Origin of the sequence: Mesorhizobium sp. M0011, assembly GCF_040324155.1 — a bacterium.
Taxonomy (GTDB): domain Bacteria; phylum Pseudomonadota; class Alphaproteobacteria; order Rhizobiales; family Rhizobiaceae; genus Mesorhizobium.
In genome coordinates this window covers 21,639-40,108 of record NZ_JAMYVQ010000001.1, presented here as the reverse complement: position 1 = coordinate 40,108, position 18,470 = coordinate 21,639, and the positions used below count along the sequence as shown (strand labels likewise).

General features: G+C 62.4%; 17 protein-coding genes. 9 read left to right on the top strand and 8 right to left on the bottom strand.

All coding sequences use genetic code 11. The annotated features are described in order from the left end of the window. The first annotated feature begins 114 nt into the window (after nt 1-114). Nucleotides 115-1,773 (top strand): pilus assembly protein TadG-related protein, encoded by a 1,659-nt coding sequence (locus NKK51_RS00190; RefSeq protein WP_352550543.1) that lies wholly within the window; start codon nt 115-117, stop codon nt 1,771-1,773. A gap of 8 nt (nt 1,774-1,781) precedes the next feature. Here NKK51_RS00190 and NKK51_RS00185 read toward each other — a convergent pair whose 3' ends face one another. Next, nucleotides 1,782-3,713 carry an LTA synthase family protein gene (locus tag NKK51_RS00185; protein ID WP_352550541.1) on the bottom strand — a complete coding sequence of 644 codons (1,932 nt, stop codon included), beginning with the start codon at nt 3,711-3,713 and terminating at the stop codon, nt 1,782-1,784. Between the two features lie 276 nt (nt 3,714-3,989). Here NKK51_RS00185 and fabD point away from each other — a divergent pair, with 276 nt between their 5' ends. The 5 genes from fabD (at nt 3,990) to fabF (ending at nt 7,733) form a co-directional block, all read left to right on the top strand. Then, a complete protein-coding gene (gene fabD / locus NKK51_RS00180; RefSeq protein ID WP_352442175.1) occupies nt 3,990-4,931 on the top strand; it encodes an ACP S-malonyltransferase in 942 nt (313 codons plus the stop codon). 65 nt (nt 4,932-4,996) lie between these two features. Next, nucleotides 4,997-5,221 (top strand): type II toxin-antitoxin system RelB family antitoxin, encoded by a 225-nt coding sequence (relB, locus tag NKK51_RS00175; protein ID WP_023813761.1) that lies wholly within the window; start codon nt 4,997-4,999, stop codon nt 5,219-5,221. 30 nt (nt 5,222-5,251) lie between these two features. Continuing rightward, the gene (gene fabG / locus NKK51_RS00170; RefSeq protein WP_023813762.1) at nt 5,252-5,989 is read left to right on the top strand and encodes a 3-oxoacyl-[acyl-carrier-protein] reductase; all 738 of its coding nucleotides are present in this window, start codon (nt 5,252-5,254) and stop codon (nt 5,987-5,989) included. Between the two features lie 210 nt (nt 5,990-6,199). After that, nucleotides 6,200-6,436 (top strand): acyl carrier protein, encoded by a 237-nt coding sequence (locus tag NKK51_RS00165; protein WP_006203723.1) that lies wholly within the window; start codon nt 6,200-6,202, stop codon nt 6,434-6,436. A gap of 34 nt (nt 6,437-6,470) precedes the next feature. Continuing rightward, nucleotides 6,471-7,733 (top strand): beta-ketoacyl-ACP synthase II, encoded by a 1,263-nt coding sequence (gene fabF, locus NKK51_RS00160; RefSeq protein WP_127273339.1) that lies wholly within the window; start codon nt 6,471-6,473, stop codon nt 7,731-7,733. On the opposite strand, the gene NKK51_RS00155 is transcribed toward fabF, so the two are convergent. Then, nucleotides 7,721-7,993: a hypothetical protein gene (locus NKK51_RS00155; RefSeq protein ID WP_352442176.1), complete on the bottom strand. Its 273-nt coding sequence runs from the start codon at nt 7,991-7,993 to the stop codon at nt 7,721-7,723. The two genes, fabF and NKK51_RS00155, sit on opposite strands and share 13 nt — an antisense overlap. On the opposite strand from NKK51_RS00155, the gene mltG reads away from it, so the two are divergent. The 3 genes from mltG (at nt 7,992) to gmk (ending at nt 10,761) form a co-directional block, all read left to right on the top strand. Then, nucleotides 7,992-9,053, top strand: coding sequence for an endolytic transglycosylase MltG (mltG, locus tag NKK51_RS00150; RefSeq protein ID WP_352550539.1), 1,062 nt, complete (start codon nt 7,992-7,994; stop codon nt 9,051-9,053). The genes NKK51_RS00155 and mltG overlap by 2 nt on opposite strands. Nucleotides 9,054-9,210: 157 nt before the next feature. Next, on the top strand, nt 9,211-10,101 hold the full coding sequence (locus NKK51_RS00145) for a YicC/YloC family endoribonuclease (protein ID WP_352550538.1): 891 nt from the start codon (nt 9,211-9,213) through the stop codon (nt 10,099-10,101). Nucleotides 10,102-10,104: 3 nt separating this feature from the next. Continuing rightward, complete coding sequence (gmk, locus tag NKK51_RS00140; RefSeq protein WP_013532512.1) at nt 10,105-10,761, top strand: guanylate kinase; 657 nt, start codon at nt 10,105-10,107, stop codon at nt 10,759-10,761. 48 nt (nt 10,762-10,809) lie between these two features. On the opposite strand, the gene rsmA is transcribed toward gmk, so the two are convergent. The 6 genes from rsmA to lptF all read right to left on the bottom strand — a co-directional run bounded on the left by rsmA (nt 10,810) and on the right by lptF (nt 18,417). After that, nucleotides 10,810-11,643: a 16S rRNA (adenine(1518)-N(6)/adenine(1519)-N(6))-dimethyltransferase RsmA gene (gene rsmA, locus NKK51_RS00135; protein WP_352550536.1), complete on the bottom strand. Its 834-nt coding sequence runs from the start codon at nt 11,641-11,643 to the stop codon at nt 10,810-10,812. Between the two features lie 10 nt (nt 11,644-11,653). Beyond that, nucleotides 11,654-12,682, bottom strand: a complete 1,029-nt coding sequence (gene pdxA / locus NKK51_RS00130) for a 4-hydroxythreonine-4-phosphate dehydrogenase PdxA (RefSeq protein WP_352550534.1) — start codon at nt 12,680-12,682, stop codon at nt 11,654-11,656. A gap of 1 nt (nt 12,683) precedes the next feature. After that, complete coding sequence (locus NKK51_RS00125; protein WP_352550533.1) at nt 12,684-13,613, bottom strand: peptidylprolyl isomerase; 930 nt, start codon at nt 13,611-13,613, stop codon at nt 12,684-12,686. A 99-nt stretch (nt 13,614-13,712) separates the two neighbouring features. Next, entirely contained in the window at nt 13,713-16,133 is a 2,421-nt protein-coding gene (locus tag NKK51_RS00120) for an LPS-assembly protein LptD (protein ID WP_352550531.1), read from the bottom strand. Then, nucleotides 16,133-17,218, bottom strand: coding sequence for an LPS export ABC transporter permease LptG (gene lptG, locus NKK51_RS00115; RefSeq protein ID WP_352550966.1), 1,086 nt, complete (start codon nt 17,216-17,218; stop codon nt 16,133-16,135). The genes NKK51_RS00120 and lptG overlap by 1 nt, the downstream gene beginning before the upstream one ends. Continuing rightward, nucleotides 17,215-18,417: an LPS export ABC transporter permease LptF gene (gene lptF, locus NKK51_RS00110; RefSeq protein ID WP_128305684.1), complete on the bottom strand. Its 1,203-nt coding sequence runs from the start codon at nt 18,415-18,417 to the stop codon at nt 17,215-17,217. Before lptF ends, lptG begins: the two co-directional genes overlap by 4 nt. Between the last annotated feature and the right edge of the window lie 53 nt (nt 18,418-18,470).

Below are 18,470 nucleotides of genomic sequence, written 5' to 3'. Positions count from 1 at the left end.
CCACACTAGAAGGTTGTGTGGAGTTGAAGCCCAGCCGTCAACGGTCGATTCATCATGGAAGGCGCAAAAGCCCGGACGACCGCACAAAAGCGGCAAGCATTTCCGGGGGTAAGGATGCTTCTCGACAAATTCTGGCGCTCGAAGAGCGGCAATTTCACGCTTGTGCTGGCACTGGGCTTGCCGGTGATCCTGACGGCTGTCGCTTTCGCAACCGATGTCTCGACCCTTATGCGGGCCAAGAGCAATTTGCAGAACGCTCTCGATTCGGCAAACCTTGCTTCCTCGCACCTTGGCGATCTCGACATCACCCGCAATGACGCTTTCAACCGCTATTTCCAGGCCAACATCGTCGGTCATGGCGAGCTCGGCAATGCGCAGGCGACGTTGACTGTCGACAAGGGCGTCAACTTCGTCAAGACAAAGGCGGTTGCCTCGGCGGACGTCAATCTCAACTTCGCCTTCCTGTTCGGCGACAGCAAGCGCATCGTCGTCGATGCCTCGGCGGTCGAATCGAACAACCAGCTCGAAGTCGTGCTGGTGCTGGACAACACCGGCTCGATGGCCGGCGCGCGCATGACGGCGTTGAGGACGGCGACAAAATCGTTGCTCGACACGCTCGAAGCGGCGAAATCGCCGACGCGCAAGATCCGCGCCTCGCTGGTTCCTTTCGTAACCGCTGTCAACGTCAATGGCGACGGCTTCGATCCGTCCTGGATCGACATGGACGGCAAGTCCTCGACCAACGGCGTCAATTTTCCCGTCATCGACGGCAAGCGACCGAACCACATGGCGCTTTTCAAACAGCTCAAGAAGACCGGATGGACCGATGCCGGATGGAATGGCACCGGATGGAAGGGTTGTGTCGAGGCGCGGCCAGGCGCTTACAATATCTCTGACACGCCACCCGACACGGCCAAGCCCGACACGCTGTTCGTGCCGTACTTTGCGCCGGATGATCCCGAAGACGCCCAAAAGCCGTCTGGCTCCTATGGCAATTCGGACAAATACTACAACAACTCCTACCTCAACGATGTCAGCGACAAAACCAGGCTTGCCCAGTCGGGCATCAACATTCTGGGCATCGATCTCAGCAACCTGCTCGGCAACCTCATCGACCTTTTGTCGCCCGATGAGAGGGCTGCCAGGGAAAAGATCGCCAAATATGTTGCGCCCGCCAAGGAACTCATCACCGAGACCGGCTCTCCCATCACTATCGGCCCGAACCGTGCGTGTCCGACCCCGGTGGTCCCCCTGACCGACGATTTCGACAAGCTGCGCAAGGCAGCCAGTCAGATGACCGAGTGGAACGGTGCGGGCACCAATGTCTCCGAGGGCCTGTCATGGGGTATGCGGGTGCTGTCGCCCGCCGCGCCCTACACCGATGGAGCGCCGTGGAAGACGCCCGGCATCAGCAAGATCGTGCTGTTGCTCACCGACGGTGAGAACGTCGTCTATGGCGCCGGCCAACAGCCGACGAAGTCTGACTACACATCATATGGCTATCTGGCCGGCGGCCGTTTCGGATCGGATAACCAGACGACGGCGGCACGAAACGTCGATGGCTGGACCAAAAGCGTCTGCACCCAATTGAAGGACCAGGGCGTGCAGATCTACACCATGGTGCTGCAGTCCGACACCGCAGCCAACCGTGCGCTTTACAGCGCCTGCGCCTCTGATCCGAGCGGCTATTATGCAGTCAACGATCCGACCAAATTGCCGGACGTCTTCCAGCAGATTGCCAACAAGTTCTCAAAGCTGCAATTGACGAACTAAAGGCGGTCTCAACTCGTATGGGCGGCGACAATCTTGTCGACCGTTTCGGGGAAGAAGTCGGGTGCCGCGTGGCGTTTGCCGAACATCATATCGTACTGCAGCAGGCGGAAATCGCGGATCGCCGGATCGATCTCCTTTTGTCGCGCCCAATCGGGCGTGGCTTCGCCAGCCGGCGTCAACAGAAGATTGCGGTCGACGACACGGTAGCGTTCGCTCATCTCGCCCAGGAAGCCGGTGTAGTAGGGATGGCTGATCCCGGCCGTTTTCAGGATATGATAGGGCAGGAAGGCTGGGCTGACGGCACCCATGTGCTCAGCCGGTCCGGTGCGGTTCGACCAGATGACCAGCGGCGTCTCGTGGTGTTCGAGGGCGGCCTCGGGCGACGCTTCCTTGCGCGGCGCGACATTGTCCTTGAGGAAGCCGGTTTCGACGTAGACCGGCCCCAGCGGCGGCAGATGATCGCCGAAGAAGGCGATCACGGTGGGACGGGAGCGTTTCTTCGCCCATTCGACCAGGCGTTCAAGGCCGCGATCCGCATCGGCTGAACCCTCGGCATAGCTAAGCAGCGATTCGCGCGCCCATTGGCTGATCGGCGCCTTCACCGTATGCGTCGGATTGTAATAGCGGTTCGGCTCGTAAGGACCGTGGTTTTGCAGGCTGACGGCAAAGAAGAACACTGGCTCGTCGCTGGCGTCGGCCTCGCTGATGATCTCGTCGGTCATCGCCGCGTCCGATGCCAGCGGCCCGCGCTTTTGCATGGGCGGCAGCGTCTCTTCCGACTTGAAGTCGTTGAAGCCGAAATCGGCGTAGACCGCGCCACGGTTCCAGAACCAGTTGGTGCCGGGATGGATGGCGCGCGCCCGGTAACCCTGGCTCTTGAGGAAGGTTGCCAGCGAAGGCGTCGGCGTGCGCACATATTGCTGATAGGGGATGCTGCCAGCCGGCAGGAAGGCGTTGGAAAAGCCGGTCAGGGCCTCGAACTCGATGTTGGCGGTCATGCCGCCGAATTCCGGCGAGAACATCGAACCCGAGCGCAGCGCCCGCACGTTGGGGATCGGATCGGGCGTGATGGTGACGCCGGGCAGCTTGGTCGGATCCCAGAAGGATTCGCTCATGACGATGATGATATCGGGCTTCTCGGCCGGCACCGAGGCGGTTACATCAGGTCTGCCGATCGCCGCGATCGCTTTGTCGGAATAGCCCGGCGGCGCCGAGACATGCGCCATCGGCACATTGAGCGCAAAAGCCAGCGCAAAGCCGTTGGAGGCATAGTTTTCCTTCTGGTCCCACATGATCGGGATGATCTGCAGCCGATCCCTGGTCCAGGAGAAGGTGGCGTAGTCCATGATCGAAACGAAGAAGGCGAGCAGCGGCACGGCCAGCGTCAGCCGGGCAAGGCGGCCCTTGCGGCTGAGCGCGGGAACCTTGCGGCGCCACAGCCGCCAGCCGTAGACGAGCAGTGACAGGCCGGCGACGATGCCGACGACCATGGCGAGCGCGGTCATCGGCCGGTCGCGCACCAAAAGCGGCAGCAGCGCGAAGATCTGGCGGGCATAGAGGAAATCGGTGGGATAGAGCGGATCGCCGAGATAATGCGACTTCTGGTGGCCGACGAAGGCAAGGGATAGCGTCAGCGGCGCGACGATCATCAGGCTCTGATGGCTGCGGCCGAGCACCGCATCGAGGCCGATCAGGATCAGCGCGAAGACGACGATGGTGGTCCAGCCGGGTTTCAGCGGCTGCAGGAAGAAGGAGACGGTGCCAGCAAAATCGCCGCGCACGATCAGTTCGATCGCAAACACCAGGACAGCCGCGATCGCCAGGCTGACAAGCCCATAGCGCACGACCGGCCATCTCCTGCCCGGCAGATAGCCGGTGGAGGGGTCGTCTTCCAGGAACTGTGGCGCGGGCTTGCCGGCGCGTTTGTAACTCTTTGCCACTTAAACTTCCCCACCCAGCGACAAACACGTCACTCGATTGTCATGGAATTGTCACGCAAAGCTAGCGCCTGTGGCCAAAATAAGAAGAGCCAGCAAACGAATCGTGAGCGGTTTTCATCAGGAGTGATCGCCAAAAAGCCTTTCGGAACAGGCACTCGGCGGATGAGGCGGCCGTCGGGCAGGGTCGAACCGGGCTTGACTTGGCGCCCCGCCATGCCTCACAGGCAAGAAAAACCCGTCTTCAGGCAAGCAAAACCAGCCCTTGGGAGCCCTCGCATGGCCGTCGCATTCACCTTTCCCGGACAAGGCAGCCAGGCGGTCGGCATGGGCAAGGATCTCGCCGACGCCTTCCCCGAAGCGCGCAGGGTCTTCCAGGAAGTCGACGACGCACTTGGTGAGAACTTGTCGAAGCTGATCTGGGAAGGGCCGGAAGAGGCGTTGACGCTGACCGCAAACGCGCAGCCGGCACTGATGGCGGTGTCCCTGGCCGTGGTCCGGGCGCTGGAATCGCGCGGCTTCTCGCTGAAAGGCAAGGTCACCTATGTCGCCGGTCATTCGCTGGGCGAATATTCGGCGTTGGCCGCTGCTGGCTTCGTTTCGGTTGCCGATGCCGCCCGGTTGCTGCGCATACGCGGCAATGCCATGCAGGCGGCGGTGCCGGCCGGCGAGGGCGCCATGGCGGCGATCATCGGATTGGAACAGGCCGATGTCGAAGCAGCCTGCACCGAGGCATCCAAAGGGTCGGTCTGTCAGATCGCCAACGACAATGGCGGCGGTCAGCTGGTTATTTCCGGAACCAAGGCTGCGGTCGAACTGGCGGCGAAACTGTGCACGGAAAAGGGCGCCAAGCGAGCGCTGATGCTGCAGGTTTCCGCGCCTTTCCACTCCGCGCTGATGGCGCCCGCGGCCGACGTCATGCGGGAAGCCCTGGCCGGCGTGACAAAGAATTCGCCGGTGGTTCCCGTCCTATCCAATGTCACGGTTAGCCCGACCAGCGATCCGGACGAGATCGCCCGCCGCCTGGTCGAACAGATAACCGGCCGCGTGCGTTGGCGCGAGACGGTGGAGTGGTTCGGCGCGAACGGCATCACCACGCTTTACGAAATCGGCGCCGGCAAGGTGCTTTCAGGATTGGCGCGGCGCATCAACCGCGACATTGCCACCGCGTCGGTCGGCTCCGCGGCTGAGGTCGAGGCGGCGTTGGCGGCGCTTGGTTGAACGGCTTGACTTGAATTCGCTGATGCGCGGCCACATGAATACGTGCATCGCAACTAAGGTGCGGCATGTCCACATCGATCCGTCTTTCTCCTGAGATCAGGCTGCGCCTGGATGTTCTCGCGTCCAAGACTGGGCGCAGCAAAGCCTATCATATGCGTGAGTTCATTGAGCGCGGCCTTGAGGACGTAGAAGACTACTACCTTGCCGCCGAGGTGCTGGCACGGATCAGGAGCGGCGAGGAAGGTATTATGAAAGGCGACGACTTCTGGGGCTGTGATGTCTACAGATAACCGTTATCCGGTTTGAGAGAAGGAAAAGACATGTTCGAATTGACTGGCCGCAAGGCGCTCGTCACCGGCGCATCGGGAGGCATCGGTGAGGCGATCGCCAGGATGCTGCATGCGCAGGGCGCGATCGTCGGCCTGCATGGCACCCGCGTCGAGAAACTGGAAGCGCTGGCCAGCGAGCTTGGCGACCGGGTCAAGCTGTTCCCGGCCAACCTGTCGAACCGTGACGAGGTCAAGGCGCTCGGCCAGAAAGCCGAGGCCGATCTCGAAGGCGTCGACATCCTGGTCAACAATGCCGGCATCACCAAGGACGGGTTGTTCGTGCGCATGTCGGATGCCGACTGGGACACCGTGCTCGAAGTCAACCTGACCGCCGTGTTCAGGCTGACCCGCGAACTCACCCATCCGATGATGCGCCGCCGCCATGGCCGCATCATCAACATCACCTCGGTGGTCGGCGTCACCGGCAATCCCGGCCAGACCAATTATTGCGCCTCAAAGGCCGGCATGATCGGCTTTTCCAAATCGCTGGCACAGGAGATCGCCACCCGCAACATCACCGTCAACTGCGTCGCCCCGGGCTTCATCGAATCGGCGATGACCGACAAGCTCAACGACAAGCAGAAAGAGGCGATCATGGCGGCGATCCCGACGCGGCGCATGGGCACCAGCGTTGAAGTCGCGTCCGCCGTCGCTTATCTCGCCTCCAACGAAGCTGCCTACGTCACCGGCCAGACCATCCACGTGAATGGCGGCATGGCGATGATCTGACGAGGTTCGGCAGCAACGCCGGCGGGTTGTGAAAAGAGACCATTTCGGCTTGGACCTCAGCTATTTTTCGTGTAATGCGGCCCGCAACCTGGCGGTTCGGGCAAAAACCGGTTCGTAGTCGTTGCGTTTCCGGCAGGACCATCTTTCAGCTTGATTAGCGGCATTCTGCCCGCTAACGAAGACAGACAAACAAAAGACGAGGATGCCCAAATGAGTGACACCGCAGAGCGCGTCAAGAAGATCGTCATCGAGCACCTTGGCGTCGATGCCGACAAAGTGACGGAGCAGGCGAGCTTCATCGATGATCTGGGCGCCGACAGCCTCGACACGGTCGAACTCGTCATGGCGTTCGAAGAAGAATTCGGCGTCGAGATTCCCGACGACGCGGCTGAGACCATCCTGACCGTTGGCGATGCCGTGAAGTACATCGACAAGGCTTCGGCCTGACGCTTTCCGCAGTCATCACCGGGGAGGACCTGCGATGAGGCGTGTCGTCGTCACGGGCCTTGGGTTGCTGTCGCCGTTCGGCATGGGCTTCGAGCACAGCTGGAAGGAACTTCTGACCGGCCGCAGCGCTGCCAAGCGCATCACTGAGTTCGAGGTGGAGGATCTTGCCTGCAAGATCGCCCACGTCATTCCGCGTGGTGACGGCAGCAATGCCACCTTCAATCCGGAGGCCGTGCTCGAGCCGAAGGAACTGCGCAAGATCGGCGACTTCATCCTGTATGGGATTGCCGCCGCCGACGAGGCGCTGAAGGATTCCGGCTGGGAACCCAAGACGCATGAAGAGCGGTGTGCCACCGGCGTCCTGATCGGCTCCGGCATCGGCGGCATCGAGGGCATCGCCGAGAACGCGATGATCCTCAAGGAGCGCGGCCCGCGCCGCATCAGCCCTTTCTTCATCCCGGGCCAGATCATCAATCTCGTCTCCGGGCAGGTTTCGATCCGGCACGGGCTGAAAGGCCCGAACCATGCCGTCGTCACGGCCTGTTCGACCGGCGCGCACGCCATTGGCGATGCTGCCCGGTTGATCATGTGGGGCGATGCCGACGTGATGGTCGCCGGTGGCGCCGAAGCGCCGGTGACGCGGCTGTCGATCGCCGGTTTTGCCGCATGCCGGGCACTGTCGACGGAACGCAATGATTCGCCGCAAACGGCGTCGCGACCCTATGATCGCGACCGCGACGGCTTCGTCATGGGCGAGGGCGCCGGCGTTGTCGTGCTCGAGGAGCTCGAACATGCCAGGGCGCGCGGCGCCAAGATCTATGCCGAGGTGACGGGTTATGGTCTCACTGGCGATGCGCATCACATCACCGCGCCCGCCGAGGATGGCGATGGCGCCTTCCGTTGCATGACGGCGGCACTGAACCGGGCCAAGTTGACGCCGGCCGATGTCGACTACATCAACGCGCACGGCACCTCGACCATGGCCGACACGATTGAGCTCGGTGCCGTCGAGCGGCTTGTCGGCAATGCCGCATCGAAGATTTCGATGTCGTCAACCAAGTCGTCGATCGGCCATCTGCTTGGAGCGGCGGGTGCCGCCGAAGCGATCTTCTCTATCCTTGCCATCAGAGACAATGTCGCGCCGCCGACCATCAACCTCGATAACCCGGAACGCGAAACCGCGATCGATCTGGTGCCGAACAAGCCGCGTGCCCGCCAGATCGACGTGGCGCTGTCCAATTCCTTCGGCTTTGGCGGGACCAACGCGTCGCTGGTCTTCCAGCGCTACAATGGCTGATCGTCCGGCTGCCGGGCGGCGCTTTGGCGTGCCGTCAATTTTGCCATATTCGCCCCTACTCTGCCGCTGGGGATTCGTTGGGCGATCAAACGGTAGGGCGAAATGAACACAAATCCGGCAGGCAACGGAGAATTCGGGCAACGGCCGCCGACATCCGGCCCGATCGTGCCGAAAACGGCCAGCGAGGCGTTGCGGCCGGAGGCTGGCACGCCGCCGCCGAAGCGCTCGCGTGCGTCACGCAGCCAGGTCGTCGTGTTCATGAACTTCGTCATCTCCTCGGTGATGCTGGTGGTCCTGGCGGCCGGCGTCGCGGTCTATTTCGGCAAGCAGGAATTCACCGAACTCGGACCTTCGGCTAATGGCGACACCTTCCTGGTCAAGCCGAACACCGGCGTCCAGGATATCGCCGACCAGCTCGAACGCCGGGGGCTGATCAGCGACGCCCGGGTATTCCGTCTTGGCGTGCGGGCCTTCGGCAATGATTCCGCGCTGAAAGCCGGCGAGTACGAGATCAAGCCCAGGGCTTCCATGCGCGATATCATGGAGCTTTTGAAGAGCGGCAAGTCGGTGATGTATTCGCTGACCATTCCTGAGGGACTGACGGTCGACCAGGCATTGCAGCGCATCGCCGAGGAGACTGCCTTGAGCGGCGACATGCCGGCAACCACGCCGCCGGAGGGCAGCCTCGCCACCGACACGCTGCGCTTCACGCGCGGCGCGACACGCCAGCAGATGGTCGACAAGCTGCTGGCGGATCAGAAGAAGCTGGTTGACGATGTCTGGGAGCGGCGCGCGCCTGACCTGCCGCTGGCCAACGTCGAGGAGTTCGTCACGCTGGCCTCGATCGTCGAGAAGGAGACGGGCAAGGGTGACGAGCGTTCGCGAGTTGCCGCCGTCTTCCTGAACCGGCTTGCCAAGGGCATGCGCCTGCAATCCGATCCGACCATCATCTATGGGCTGTTCGGCGGCAAGGGAAAGCCGGCGGACCGGCCGATCTACCAGTCGGACATCCAGAAACAGACTCCCTACAACACCTATGTGATCAATGGCTTGCCGCCGACGCCGATTGCCAATCCGGGTCGTGCAGCGCTGGAGGCGGTGGCCAATCCGTCGAAAACCGCCGACCTCTATTTCGTTGCCGACGGCACCGGCGGGCACGTCTTTGCCGCGACGCTGGACGAGCACAACGAGAATGTCGCCCGCTATCGCGCGTTGCTGAAGAAGCAGGCCGATGATGCCGCCAAAGCCGCCAAAGCCGCCAAGACGACTGGCACCGGCGACAGCGATGCCAGCGGCGGTGACGCGGGCGCTGCCCAGTAAATGAAGAAAGGCGTTGCCCGACAGGCAACGCCCTGACATTTGGAAGAGCGCCGCGCGTCCGATTTCGACGCGCCTGCGGCGCAGTCTTTTTTCAAGCCGCACTCGCTCCTGTCCGGAAAGCCGGTTCAGGGCGATGTGCCAGGGACGTGTGGGCGATATGAATTTGCAGAGCATGACCGGTTTTGCACGTGCCGTCGCCGAGCACGAAGGCACTTCGATCGCCTGGGAGGTCAAGTCCGTCAACGGCAAGAGCGTCGAGGTACGGCTGCGGCTGCCGCAAGGCTTCGAACGGTTGGAACCTGCTGTCCGGCAGATACTTCAGAAACGTTTTGCACGCGGCAATTTCCAGGCGACGCTGACCATCGGCCGTGCCGTTGGCGCGCAGGCGCAGCCGGTCGTCAACGAAGCCTTCCTGAAGGACCTTGCTGGGCTCGCCAAACGGCTGCAGGAGCAATTCGGCGTTGCTGCGGCGACGTCAGATGGATTGCTTTCGCTGCGCGGCGTGCTCGACATTCCTGAAACCGTCGAAACCGAGGAGGCGAGGGCCGCGCTCGATGCCGCGATCATGGTCGCGCTCGAAGTGGCCTTGAACGGGCTCGAACAGGCACGTCAGGGCGAAGGAGCCGCGCTGGCTTTGCTGTTGTCGGGTCATATCGACGCGATCGAGGTGCTGACGCTGCGAGCCGAGGCGGATCCATCCCGCGAGACGACGGTGATTCGCGAACGCATCGCCGAGCAGGTCAGGCTGCTGATGGACGCTTCCGCCAATCTGGATGCCACCCGACTGCACATGGAGGCGGCGTTCCTGGCCACCAAAGCCGATATTCGCGAAGAGATCGACCGGCTGAAAACGCATGTCGCGTCCGGCCGGGCTCTGCTGCTGGGCGGCGGTGCGGTCGGTCGCAAGCTCGATTTTCTGGCACAGGAATTTAACCGCGAATCGAATACGCTGTGTTCCAAATCGAATGCCGCAGCCGTCACCGCGATCGGCCTGGACCTGAAGGCGGTGGTCGACCAATTTCGTGAACAGATCCAGAATCTGGAGTAGCCGATGGTTGCCAAGGATTTGGGGTCCCGCATTCGCCGCCGGGGCCTGATGCTCGTCCTGTCGTCGCCATCCGGCGCCGGCAAGTCGACGATCGCGCGCAATCTTCTGGAAAGCGATTCCAGCCTCGAACTGTCGGTCTCGGTCACCACCAGGCCGCGCCGCGGAAGCGAGATCGAAGGCGTCCACTATCATTTTCGGACGATGCGCGAATTCGAGCGGCTTCGTGATTCCGACGCACTGCTGGAGTGGGCCGAGGTGCATGGCAATTGCTATGCGACACCGCGCGAACCGGCCGAATTGGCGCTGTCCGAGGGGCGCGACATGCTGTTCGACATCGACTGGCAAGGTGCCCAGCAGCTCAAGGAGAAGATGCGCGCCGACATTGTCTCGATCTTTATCCTGCCGCCATCGATGAAGGAGTTGAAGGCGCGGCTGAAACGTCGCGCTGAAGACCAGGAGGCGGTGATCGAGACGCGGCTGAAAAACGCCCGCAACGAGATCGAGCACTGGAAGGAATATGATTTCGTCATCGTCAATGACGACCTTGACCGCGCCTTCGCCGAAGTTCGCGGTATCGTCGTCGCCGAGCGGCTAAGACGCGACCGCCGGCCAGGCCTGTTCGATTTCGTCTCTGGACTGTTGGACGAGAAGACTGGCTGAGGCGGTGAAGCGCCGATCTCCCCCCTCAAGGGGGAGATCGGCAGCTTCTTACACCGCATTGGTCAGCCGCACGAACTCCTCGACGCTGAGCGTCTCGGCGCGGCGTGTCGGATCGATGCCGGCGCGTTCGAGCAGGGCTTCGCCGCCGAGGCTCTTCACGCTTTGCCGCAGCATCTTGCGACGTTGGCCGAAGGCGGCTTCTGTGACGCGGCCGAGTTTTTTCACCTCGGCGGGCAGGGGCGTCGGGCGCGGCACCAGATGCACCACCGAGGAGGTGACCTTTGGCGGCGGCGTGAATGCCTGTGGCGGTACGTCGAAGGCGATCCTCGCCTCCGTCCGCCAGCCGGCAAGAACCCCCAGCCGGCCATAGCTGTCGCTGCCGGCGGGCGCGACGATGCGCTCGGCCACCTCGCGCTGGAACATCAAAGTCATCGAGGTGTAGAAAGGCGGCCAGTCGCTGACCGTCAGCCAGCGCACCAGCAGCTCCGTGCCGATGTTGTAGGGCAGGTTGGCCACGATCTTTACCGAGCCCCCGGTCGCTCGACGGGCAAGGCCTGCGAAATCCGTCTTCAGCGCGTCGCCGGAAACAACCTCCAGCCGGCCGGGATAATGATCGGACACTTCGGCAAGAGCAGCCAGGCAACGTTCGTCGCGCTCTATGGCGATCACATGGCGCGCTCCATTGGCAAGCAAGGCGCGGGTCAGCCCGCCGGGGCCAGGACCGACCTCGATCACTGTTGCATCGGACAAGTCGCCGGCGGTGCGCGCGATCTTGCCGGTGAGGTTGAGGTCGAGCAGAAAATTCTGGCCGAGCGCCTTCTTCGCCTGCAACCCATGACGCTCGATCACCTCGCGAAGCGGCGGCAGCCCGTCGATGCTCATGCCCGAGGTCTCATACGGCGATTGCCTTCGTGTTCGTGTCGGCCAGCCGCCGGGCAAGCTTCAGCGCCGCTATCAAGCTGTCGGGCCGCGCCACACCCTTGCCGGAGATGTCGAAGGCCGTGCCGTGGTCGGGCGAGGTGCGGATGAAGGGCAGGCCGAGCGTGACATTGACCGCCTCGTCGAAAGCCAGCGCCTTGGCCGGGATCAGCGCCTGGTCGTGATACATGCAAAGGGCCGCGTCGTAGCCCGCCCGCGCCCGGACATGGAACAACGTGTCGGCCGGCAAAGGGCCGAAAGCATCGATGCCTTCGGCACGCAGGATGTCGACCGCCGGGCGCACGATCAGCTCGTCCTCGAGGCCCATGGCGCCGCCTTCGCCGGCATGTGGGTTGAGCCCGGCAATCGCCAGCCTCGGCTTGGCGATGCCGAAGCGGCCGGTAAGGTCGGCGGCGGTGATGCGCGCGGTGGCGACGATCAGTTCGGTGGTCAGTGCCTTCGGCACCTCGGCCAGCGCGATGTGGATGGTGACGGGAACGGTGCGCAGGTCGGGTCCTACCAGCATCATCACAGGCATCGCCTCGACGCCGCTGTGCCGGGCCGCCAGATGCGCCAGATATTCGGTGTGGCCGGGAAAGCGGAAGCCCGCATCGTAGAGCGGCTTCTTGGCGATCGGGCAGGTGACCACGGCCGAGGCTTCGCCGGCAAGGCAATCGGCGACGGCGCGGTCGATGGCCTCGATGGTGGCTTCCGCATTGGCCGGATCCGGCCGGCCGGGGCTGTCGATGCAGCCGGCGGCTAGCGGGACGATCGGCAAGGCGCGGGCAAAGACCTGCGCCGCTTGCGCTGATGTCGTTTCGACGACCGGCAGCGAAATGCCGAGCAGGCGCGCCCGGGAGGCGATCAGCGCCGGATCGGCGAGCAGGTAGAAGGGGGGCAGGGCGGCAGCTTCGCGCGCCATAAAGGCGGCGATGGCGATCTCCGGCCCAATGCCGGACGGATCGCCGGCGCTCAACGCGAGCGCAGTCACTGCGTTGCTCACGTCAGCGCTTGACGATGCGGGCTTTTGCCTTCAGCTCGTCGACATATTTCTTGCTGAGCGCGTCGGCATCCTTGTCGCCGCCGGAGCCTTCGGCCTGAAACGCCATCTGGGCGACCTTGTCGTCGGACACTTCGCGCGACGAGCAGATGCCGATGAATTCGACGCCGCGTTCGGTTTCGCGCGTGGCGGTGGCGCCGCCGACTTTGGTCGCCTTGATCTGCTCGGCCCAGTCCGGCGGCAGCTGCGGCGCGAGCACCCGGCCCAGATCACGAACGGTGACGTCGATCAAGCCCTTGGCGAATTCGCGCGTCGTGTTACAGCCGTTGAAGCGGGCGCGCATGGCGTCGGCCTCGCGCTTGCGTTTGCCCAGCGTCGCGCTGCGTTCAGCCGCCGGCACCACGAAGATGACCTGCTGCAGCATGTATTCGGTGGCGCTCGGTTTGGCGCCGCCCTTTTCGAGCATCTTCCTCACGAGATCCTGCTCGCTGACGGCACCGGTGCCGTCGCCGGAACGGTAGCGCGCGCTCAAAGCCTGGTTCCAGGCCATCTGGGCGCGGATGAATTCCTTGAAGTGGCTCTTGGTGACGCCTGACTTCTCCATGACGCCGTCAAGCTGGCTCAGCTGCATCTTGTTGCTCGAGGCAAAGCGCTGATACGCCGCCTCGACCTGTGCGTCGCTGATGCGGATGCCAAGCCGCTTGGCCTCGGCCATACGCAGCGTCTGGTCGATCATTTCCTGGCCGGCATCGCCCTTCTTGCGCTGCAGCTTCAGGAAGGCGGCGCGATGGGCGATGTCGCCGCTGGTGACCGGAACGTCGTTGACGACGTATTTGATCTCGCTGGCGAAAGCCGGCGGCGTCATTGCGGTGATCGACACGGACGTCGCCGCCACGAGCAACGCTAAACCTGCTGAAAAGAGGTATTTCCTCATCGTTGGTATCCCAATTCTATCCCGGTCCCGCCCAATTTCATCTTTCCAGGTGCGCGAAATCCGTGCCAGCCCTATGCGGCGAAACGATGTCGCCGATTGTTACTGGATCGTGTCGATGGCACTGGTCGACGAGCCGAATTCGCCGAGGGTGCGGAACGACAGATTGAAGCCGATGGTCTGCGACACCTCCCTGGTGTTCAGATCGCGCGACTGCGAGTAGGTCATCAGATAAGTGAAGCAGGAATCGTTGTAGGCGAAGCCGACACCGTCCTTGACCAGCAGGCTTTGCTGCAGGTCGTATGTTCCTGTGCCGAAGACGCGCCAGTTTTCGGCGAGATGCGTCGATGCACCAAGCGTGACCTCGTGGCGGTCGGTGGTGAAGCCGTACAGTGGCTGAGCCTGGATGAAGGCGTATTTGGCGCTCAGCGACACAGGCAGGCCGGAATAGGCGGCCTTCACCTCGGCGCGGCGGACCTCGAAGCTCTGTTCGTCGAAACGGCCGCTGACCGAGGCCGCGAAGCCGTTGGGGCTGTTGATGCCGAAGAGGCCGACATAGTCGGACTTGGTCGTGTCGAGGCCGGAGTTGGCGCCGACATTCACCAGATCCGGCGCGGCGAACGAGTTCTCGCCGCCAATCTGATAGGATTGGCCGAAAATGGCATTAGTGCCCCAGCCATTGTTGTACGAGCCGGAATAGCGGAAGCCGACATTGGCACGCGAACCGCCTTCGACGCGGTCGTAACCGGAGAACTTGTCGCGTTCGAACAAGGTGGTCGCATCGAAGACCATGCTTTGGGCGTCTTCGTTGGGCACTGAGAGGCCGCCGACATATTGCTCGTTCGGGCGCATGAAGACCTGCGCCATTGGCTCGATCACGTGGCTGGACCCGCTGGCCATGGAAAACAGCACCGGCCAACGCATCTCGAGGCCCGCGGTTGCCATGTAACGGGCAAATGACGAGCGCATATCGGCCTGCTCGCCCAAATTTGCCGCCATCTGGTTGACGGCGTCTAGCGAAGCCGACGACGCGTTGAGATAGTCGACGTCGCCCTGCAGCGCGAGCAATGGTGTCAGCACCAGCCCGCCATCGGTGACGAAGCTCCGCTTCCACTCGGCCTCGGCGGTGAGACGGCCCGATTCACCTTCGATACCGGGAACACGCTGTGTGGGGGTGGAGAACGTGTCATCGAGCTCGTCGCGGCGGATGACACGCGCGTTGACATTGAGCGACAGCTGGCCGCCGGCCACCGACGCATCAGGAATATAGGCGTAGTCGAGCGACGGCAGCACCCAGGGCTGTTGTCCGCTTCGCGCAGAGGCGTTGTCGTCAGGCGTATCTTCCTGCACATCGAAATGCATGGCGCGCACGTCGAAATAGTTGCGGCCGTTGAGACCCGTCAAGTAGACCGACGACTGGTGGACGCTGCTATTATACTTGTCGATGCCGTAGGTGTTCGAGAAGTTCTTGTCGGTCTGCAGCAGCACGTCCCAGCCGAAGTTCCAGCGTGAGTTGATGGCGAACTGCCCCTGGGTACCCATCATGCCGCGGAATTTGTTGGGATCGCCGGCGCTGCCCGAATTGACGTTGTGGCCAGAGCTGGATGGGAAGGCAGTGGTGTCGAGGAAGGCGTCGGGATTCTGCTGGTGTATCCCGGCGATCTTCAAGCTGTACTCGCCATTGTCGAAGCGCTGACGCCACTCGGCCTCACCGAGGAAGCCCTGCCTGGTATAGCCGGTGCCGGTGACGGTCAGGTCGTAGGTCGGCGCCAATGCGAGATAATAGGGGACTTTCACGCCGACGCCGAGATCGCTCTTGTAGATGATGCTCGGGATCAGGAAGCCGCTCTTGCGCTTCACCGTCGGGTCGGCAATTTCGAATGCAGGCAGATAGGCAAGCGGAAAACCGAAGAACTCGAAATTCGCATTCTCGAAGCGAACCGTCTTCTTCTCGCCGTTCCAGATGATCTTCTTGGCCTTGACGCGCCAGGTCGGCGCTTTGTCCGGCTTATCCTCGCACGGCTCGCAGGCGGTGTAGACGCCATTGTGGAAGGTGGTCAGCACGCCGCCCATGCGTTCGGCGCTTTCGGCGGCGAAATAGGCCTTGTCGATGGTCTCGACCCGCAACGCGTTGACGAAGCCGTCGGCGAAGTCGTCGGTGATGTCGATATGCTGCGAATTGATCTTGGTGCCGTCGCTGTTGATGACTTCGACGTTGCCGCTCGCCACCATCCGCTTGGTGTTGCGGTTGTACTCGACCCGCTGGGCGACAAGGCGATTGCCACCATAGTCGATCTGCACGCCGCCAACGGCGGTCACGGTCTGGTTGTCGTTGTTATAGACCAGCGTATCTGCCGCCAGCAGCATTTGCGAGCCGGACGGAACCGATGTCGCCATGTCGCCGACGTCCTGCGCGAGCGCCGGTGCCGGAACGGCGTAGGCAAGCACGCACGCCAAGGCGGTCGCCGCATAGAGGCGCGCCAAACCGGCCTGCCTGTTGCTGGGCAAAAACGCCTCCCTCACTAGCCGTCTTCCTTGTATAGCAGGAAAGTCACCCCGAAGAACATAGCCACCATGACCGGTACCCAGGCGGCTACGACAGTCGGCACGAATCCCGCCACGCCGAATGCCTTTACCAACACCGAAACGACATAAAGCAGAAAGCCAGCGATGATGCCACCCAGAATCATCGTCGCCGACTGTCCCATCCTGGCAAATCGCATTGAAACCGTTGCCGCGATCAGCGTCATGGCGACGAGCAGGAACGGCAACGCCACGAGCGAATCAAACTGCATGGCAAAGGCATTTGCCTTGAGGCCGAAGGAGCGGGCAACTTCGATCTTTCCGGGCAGGTCGTAGAAGGGGATGGTTTCGGGGCGCGCCAGCCGCTCTTGCACGAATTCGGGCTTCAAATTGGTCGGTACGCGATCGGTTGCCAATACCTGGATCGTGCCGTTCTGGAACGTCTTGACGTCCTGCAATTCCCAATAGCCGTCGCGCAGGAAGGCACGGGTGGCGTCCTTGCGCGCGACGATGTTGCCTTGCGGGTCGAGAATGAAAAACACGACGTCGGCCATTTCCAGGCCCTGGTTCAGGATGGCCCGCGCACCGATGATGGTGTCCCCCGAACTGGTTTTCTGCCGGATCCAGGGCGCGGCATCGGCCGAGACCGTATTCGATTTGCCGGAACGCAGCTGGGTTTCGATCTGCTCGGACCAGGAGAATGCGTGCGCGGCGAGCGGATTGATGACGCCAACCGACAGGACGCCGAACAGCAAGGCTCCGACACAGCAGGGCAAGAGGAACTGCCAGGCGGAAACACCGGCGGAACGCGCGATGACCAGCTCGTAACGCCGGTTCAGCGATACCAGCGTCGCCATCGCCGAGAAGAGACCGACGAACGGCACCGTCTGCAGCATGATCATCGGCATACGGAGGCCTGAAATGGCTACCGCCGTGCCGTAGGTGAAGCCGGGCAGGCCGGTGGTGCGTCCGGACAGCTCGGTGAAATCGATCAGGAACACCAATGCCAGGAGGCCGATGAAGAACCAGATGGTGATCGTCACATAGCGGAAGAAGAAGTAGCGGCCCAGTGTCCAGCCCATCAGCCGACCCCTTGCCCTGATGCGCCGCGCCTGGACAAACGCAATTTGAAAGCATTCCAGCTGTCAGCGATGCGCGTGGCGAAGTTTGTCATCCAGTCCGCCCAGGTCACGGGCAGTTCCAGTGTCCGGTTGGAGACGATGAACCAGATCGCCACCGCGGAAGCCACGATCGGCACGCCATAGACCATATACGCATATTGCGGGACCTCATCCGCCTTGCTGGCGGCAAAAAAGCCCAGCCAACGCACGAACAGCGATATCGTGATCGCCGTGATCAGCGGATTGACGCGCGCCTCGCGGTGCGAGCGCGCATCCCCGGCGACCGCAAGCGCGATCAGCGCGAAAACCATGGAATAGGTCCATTCCGAGAACCGCTGGTTGACTTCGGCCCGGTATTCGTAGGGGTTCTGCTGATAATACTTGTCGTTGGCGCCCGGGTTGAGCAGGTACTGCGTCGTCTGGTCCTTGGGCAGGAGCGTCACCGCCGAAGCCGCCGCCATGAAGGCCGACATGTCGAAGGCATAGGAGGTGAAGCGGATGACGGAGAGATCGCCGGTCAGCGTTTTGCGATGGATGACGCCGTCATTCATCATCAGCACCTTTTCACCGCCGCGTTCGATGATGCTTCCGGTCTTGGCGTAGTAGACGAGGTTGACGCCTTCTTCGCGCGAATCGGCGACGAAAATGCCGCCCAGCCGATTGTTCGGAAGGCGCTCGCCAATCTGCAGGAACAACCCGTCGTCAATCTTGCGGAAGGTGCCTTCCTGGATGATCAGCGACAACAGATCCGCGCGCGACGACGCCACCAGGGCCCGGTTCTTCTGCCGTGCGTAAGGGTCGATGCCGTTGTCGACGGCAAAGGAAAAAACGGCGGCGGCGAGCGCCAGCAACATGATCGGCCGCACGATCGTCCAGCGCGAGGCCCCCGCGGCGTTGACGACGGCGAGTTCGGAATCCGAATTCATGACACTGAGTGTCTGTGCGACCGCTACCACCAGCGCGAAAGGCACCACGATCGGGATGATGGACGGAAGGATGAGGGCGGCGACTTCGAAGAAGGTGAGCGCCGACTGGCCGCTGTCGGTGACCAGGTCGATCTTTGCCAGCACCTGCGTCGTCCATACGATCGCCAGCGTCCACACAAGTGCGGCCATGAAGACCACGAAAGCGCGGCGCATGATGTAGCGTTCAACGACCTTCATGAAGGCTTTTCTCGATTTTTTCGAACGGCATCATGCCACCGAACAAGGTAGCT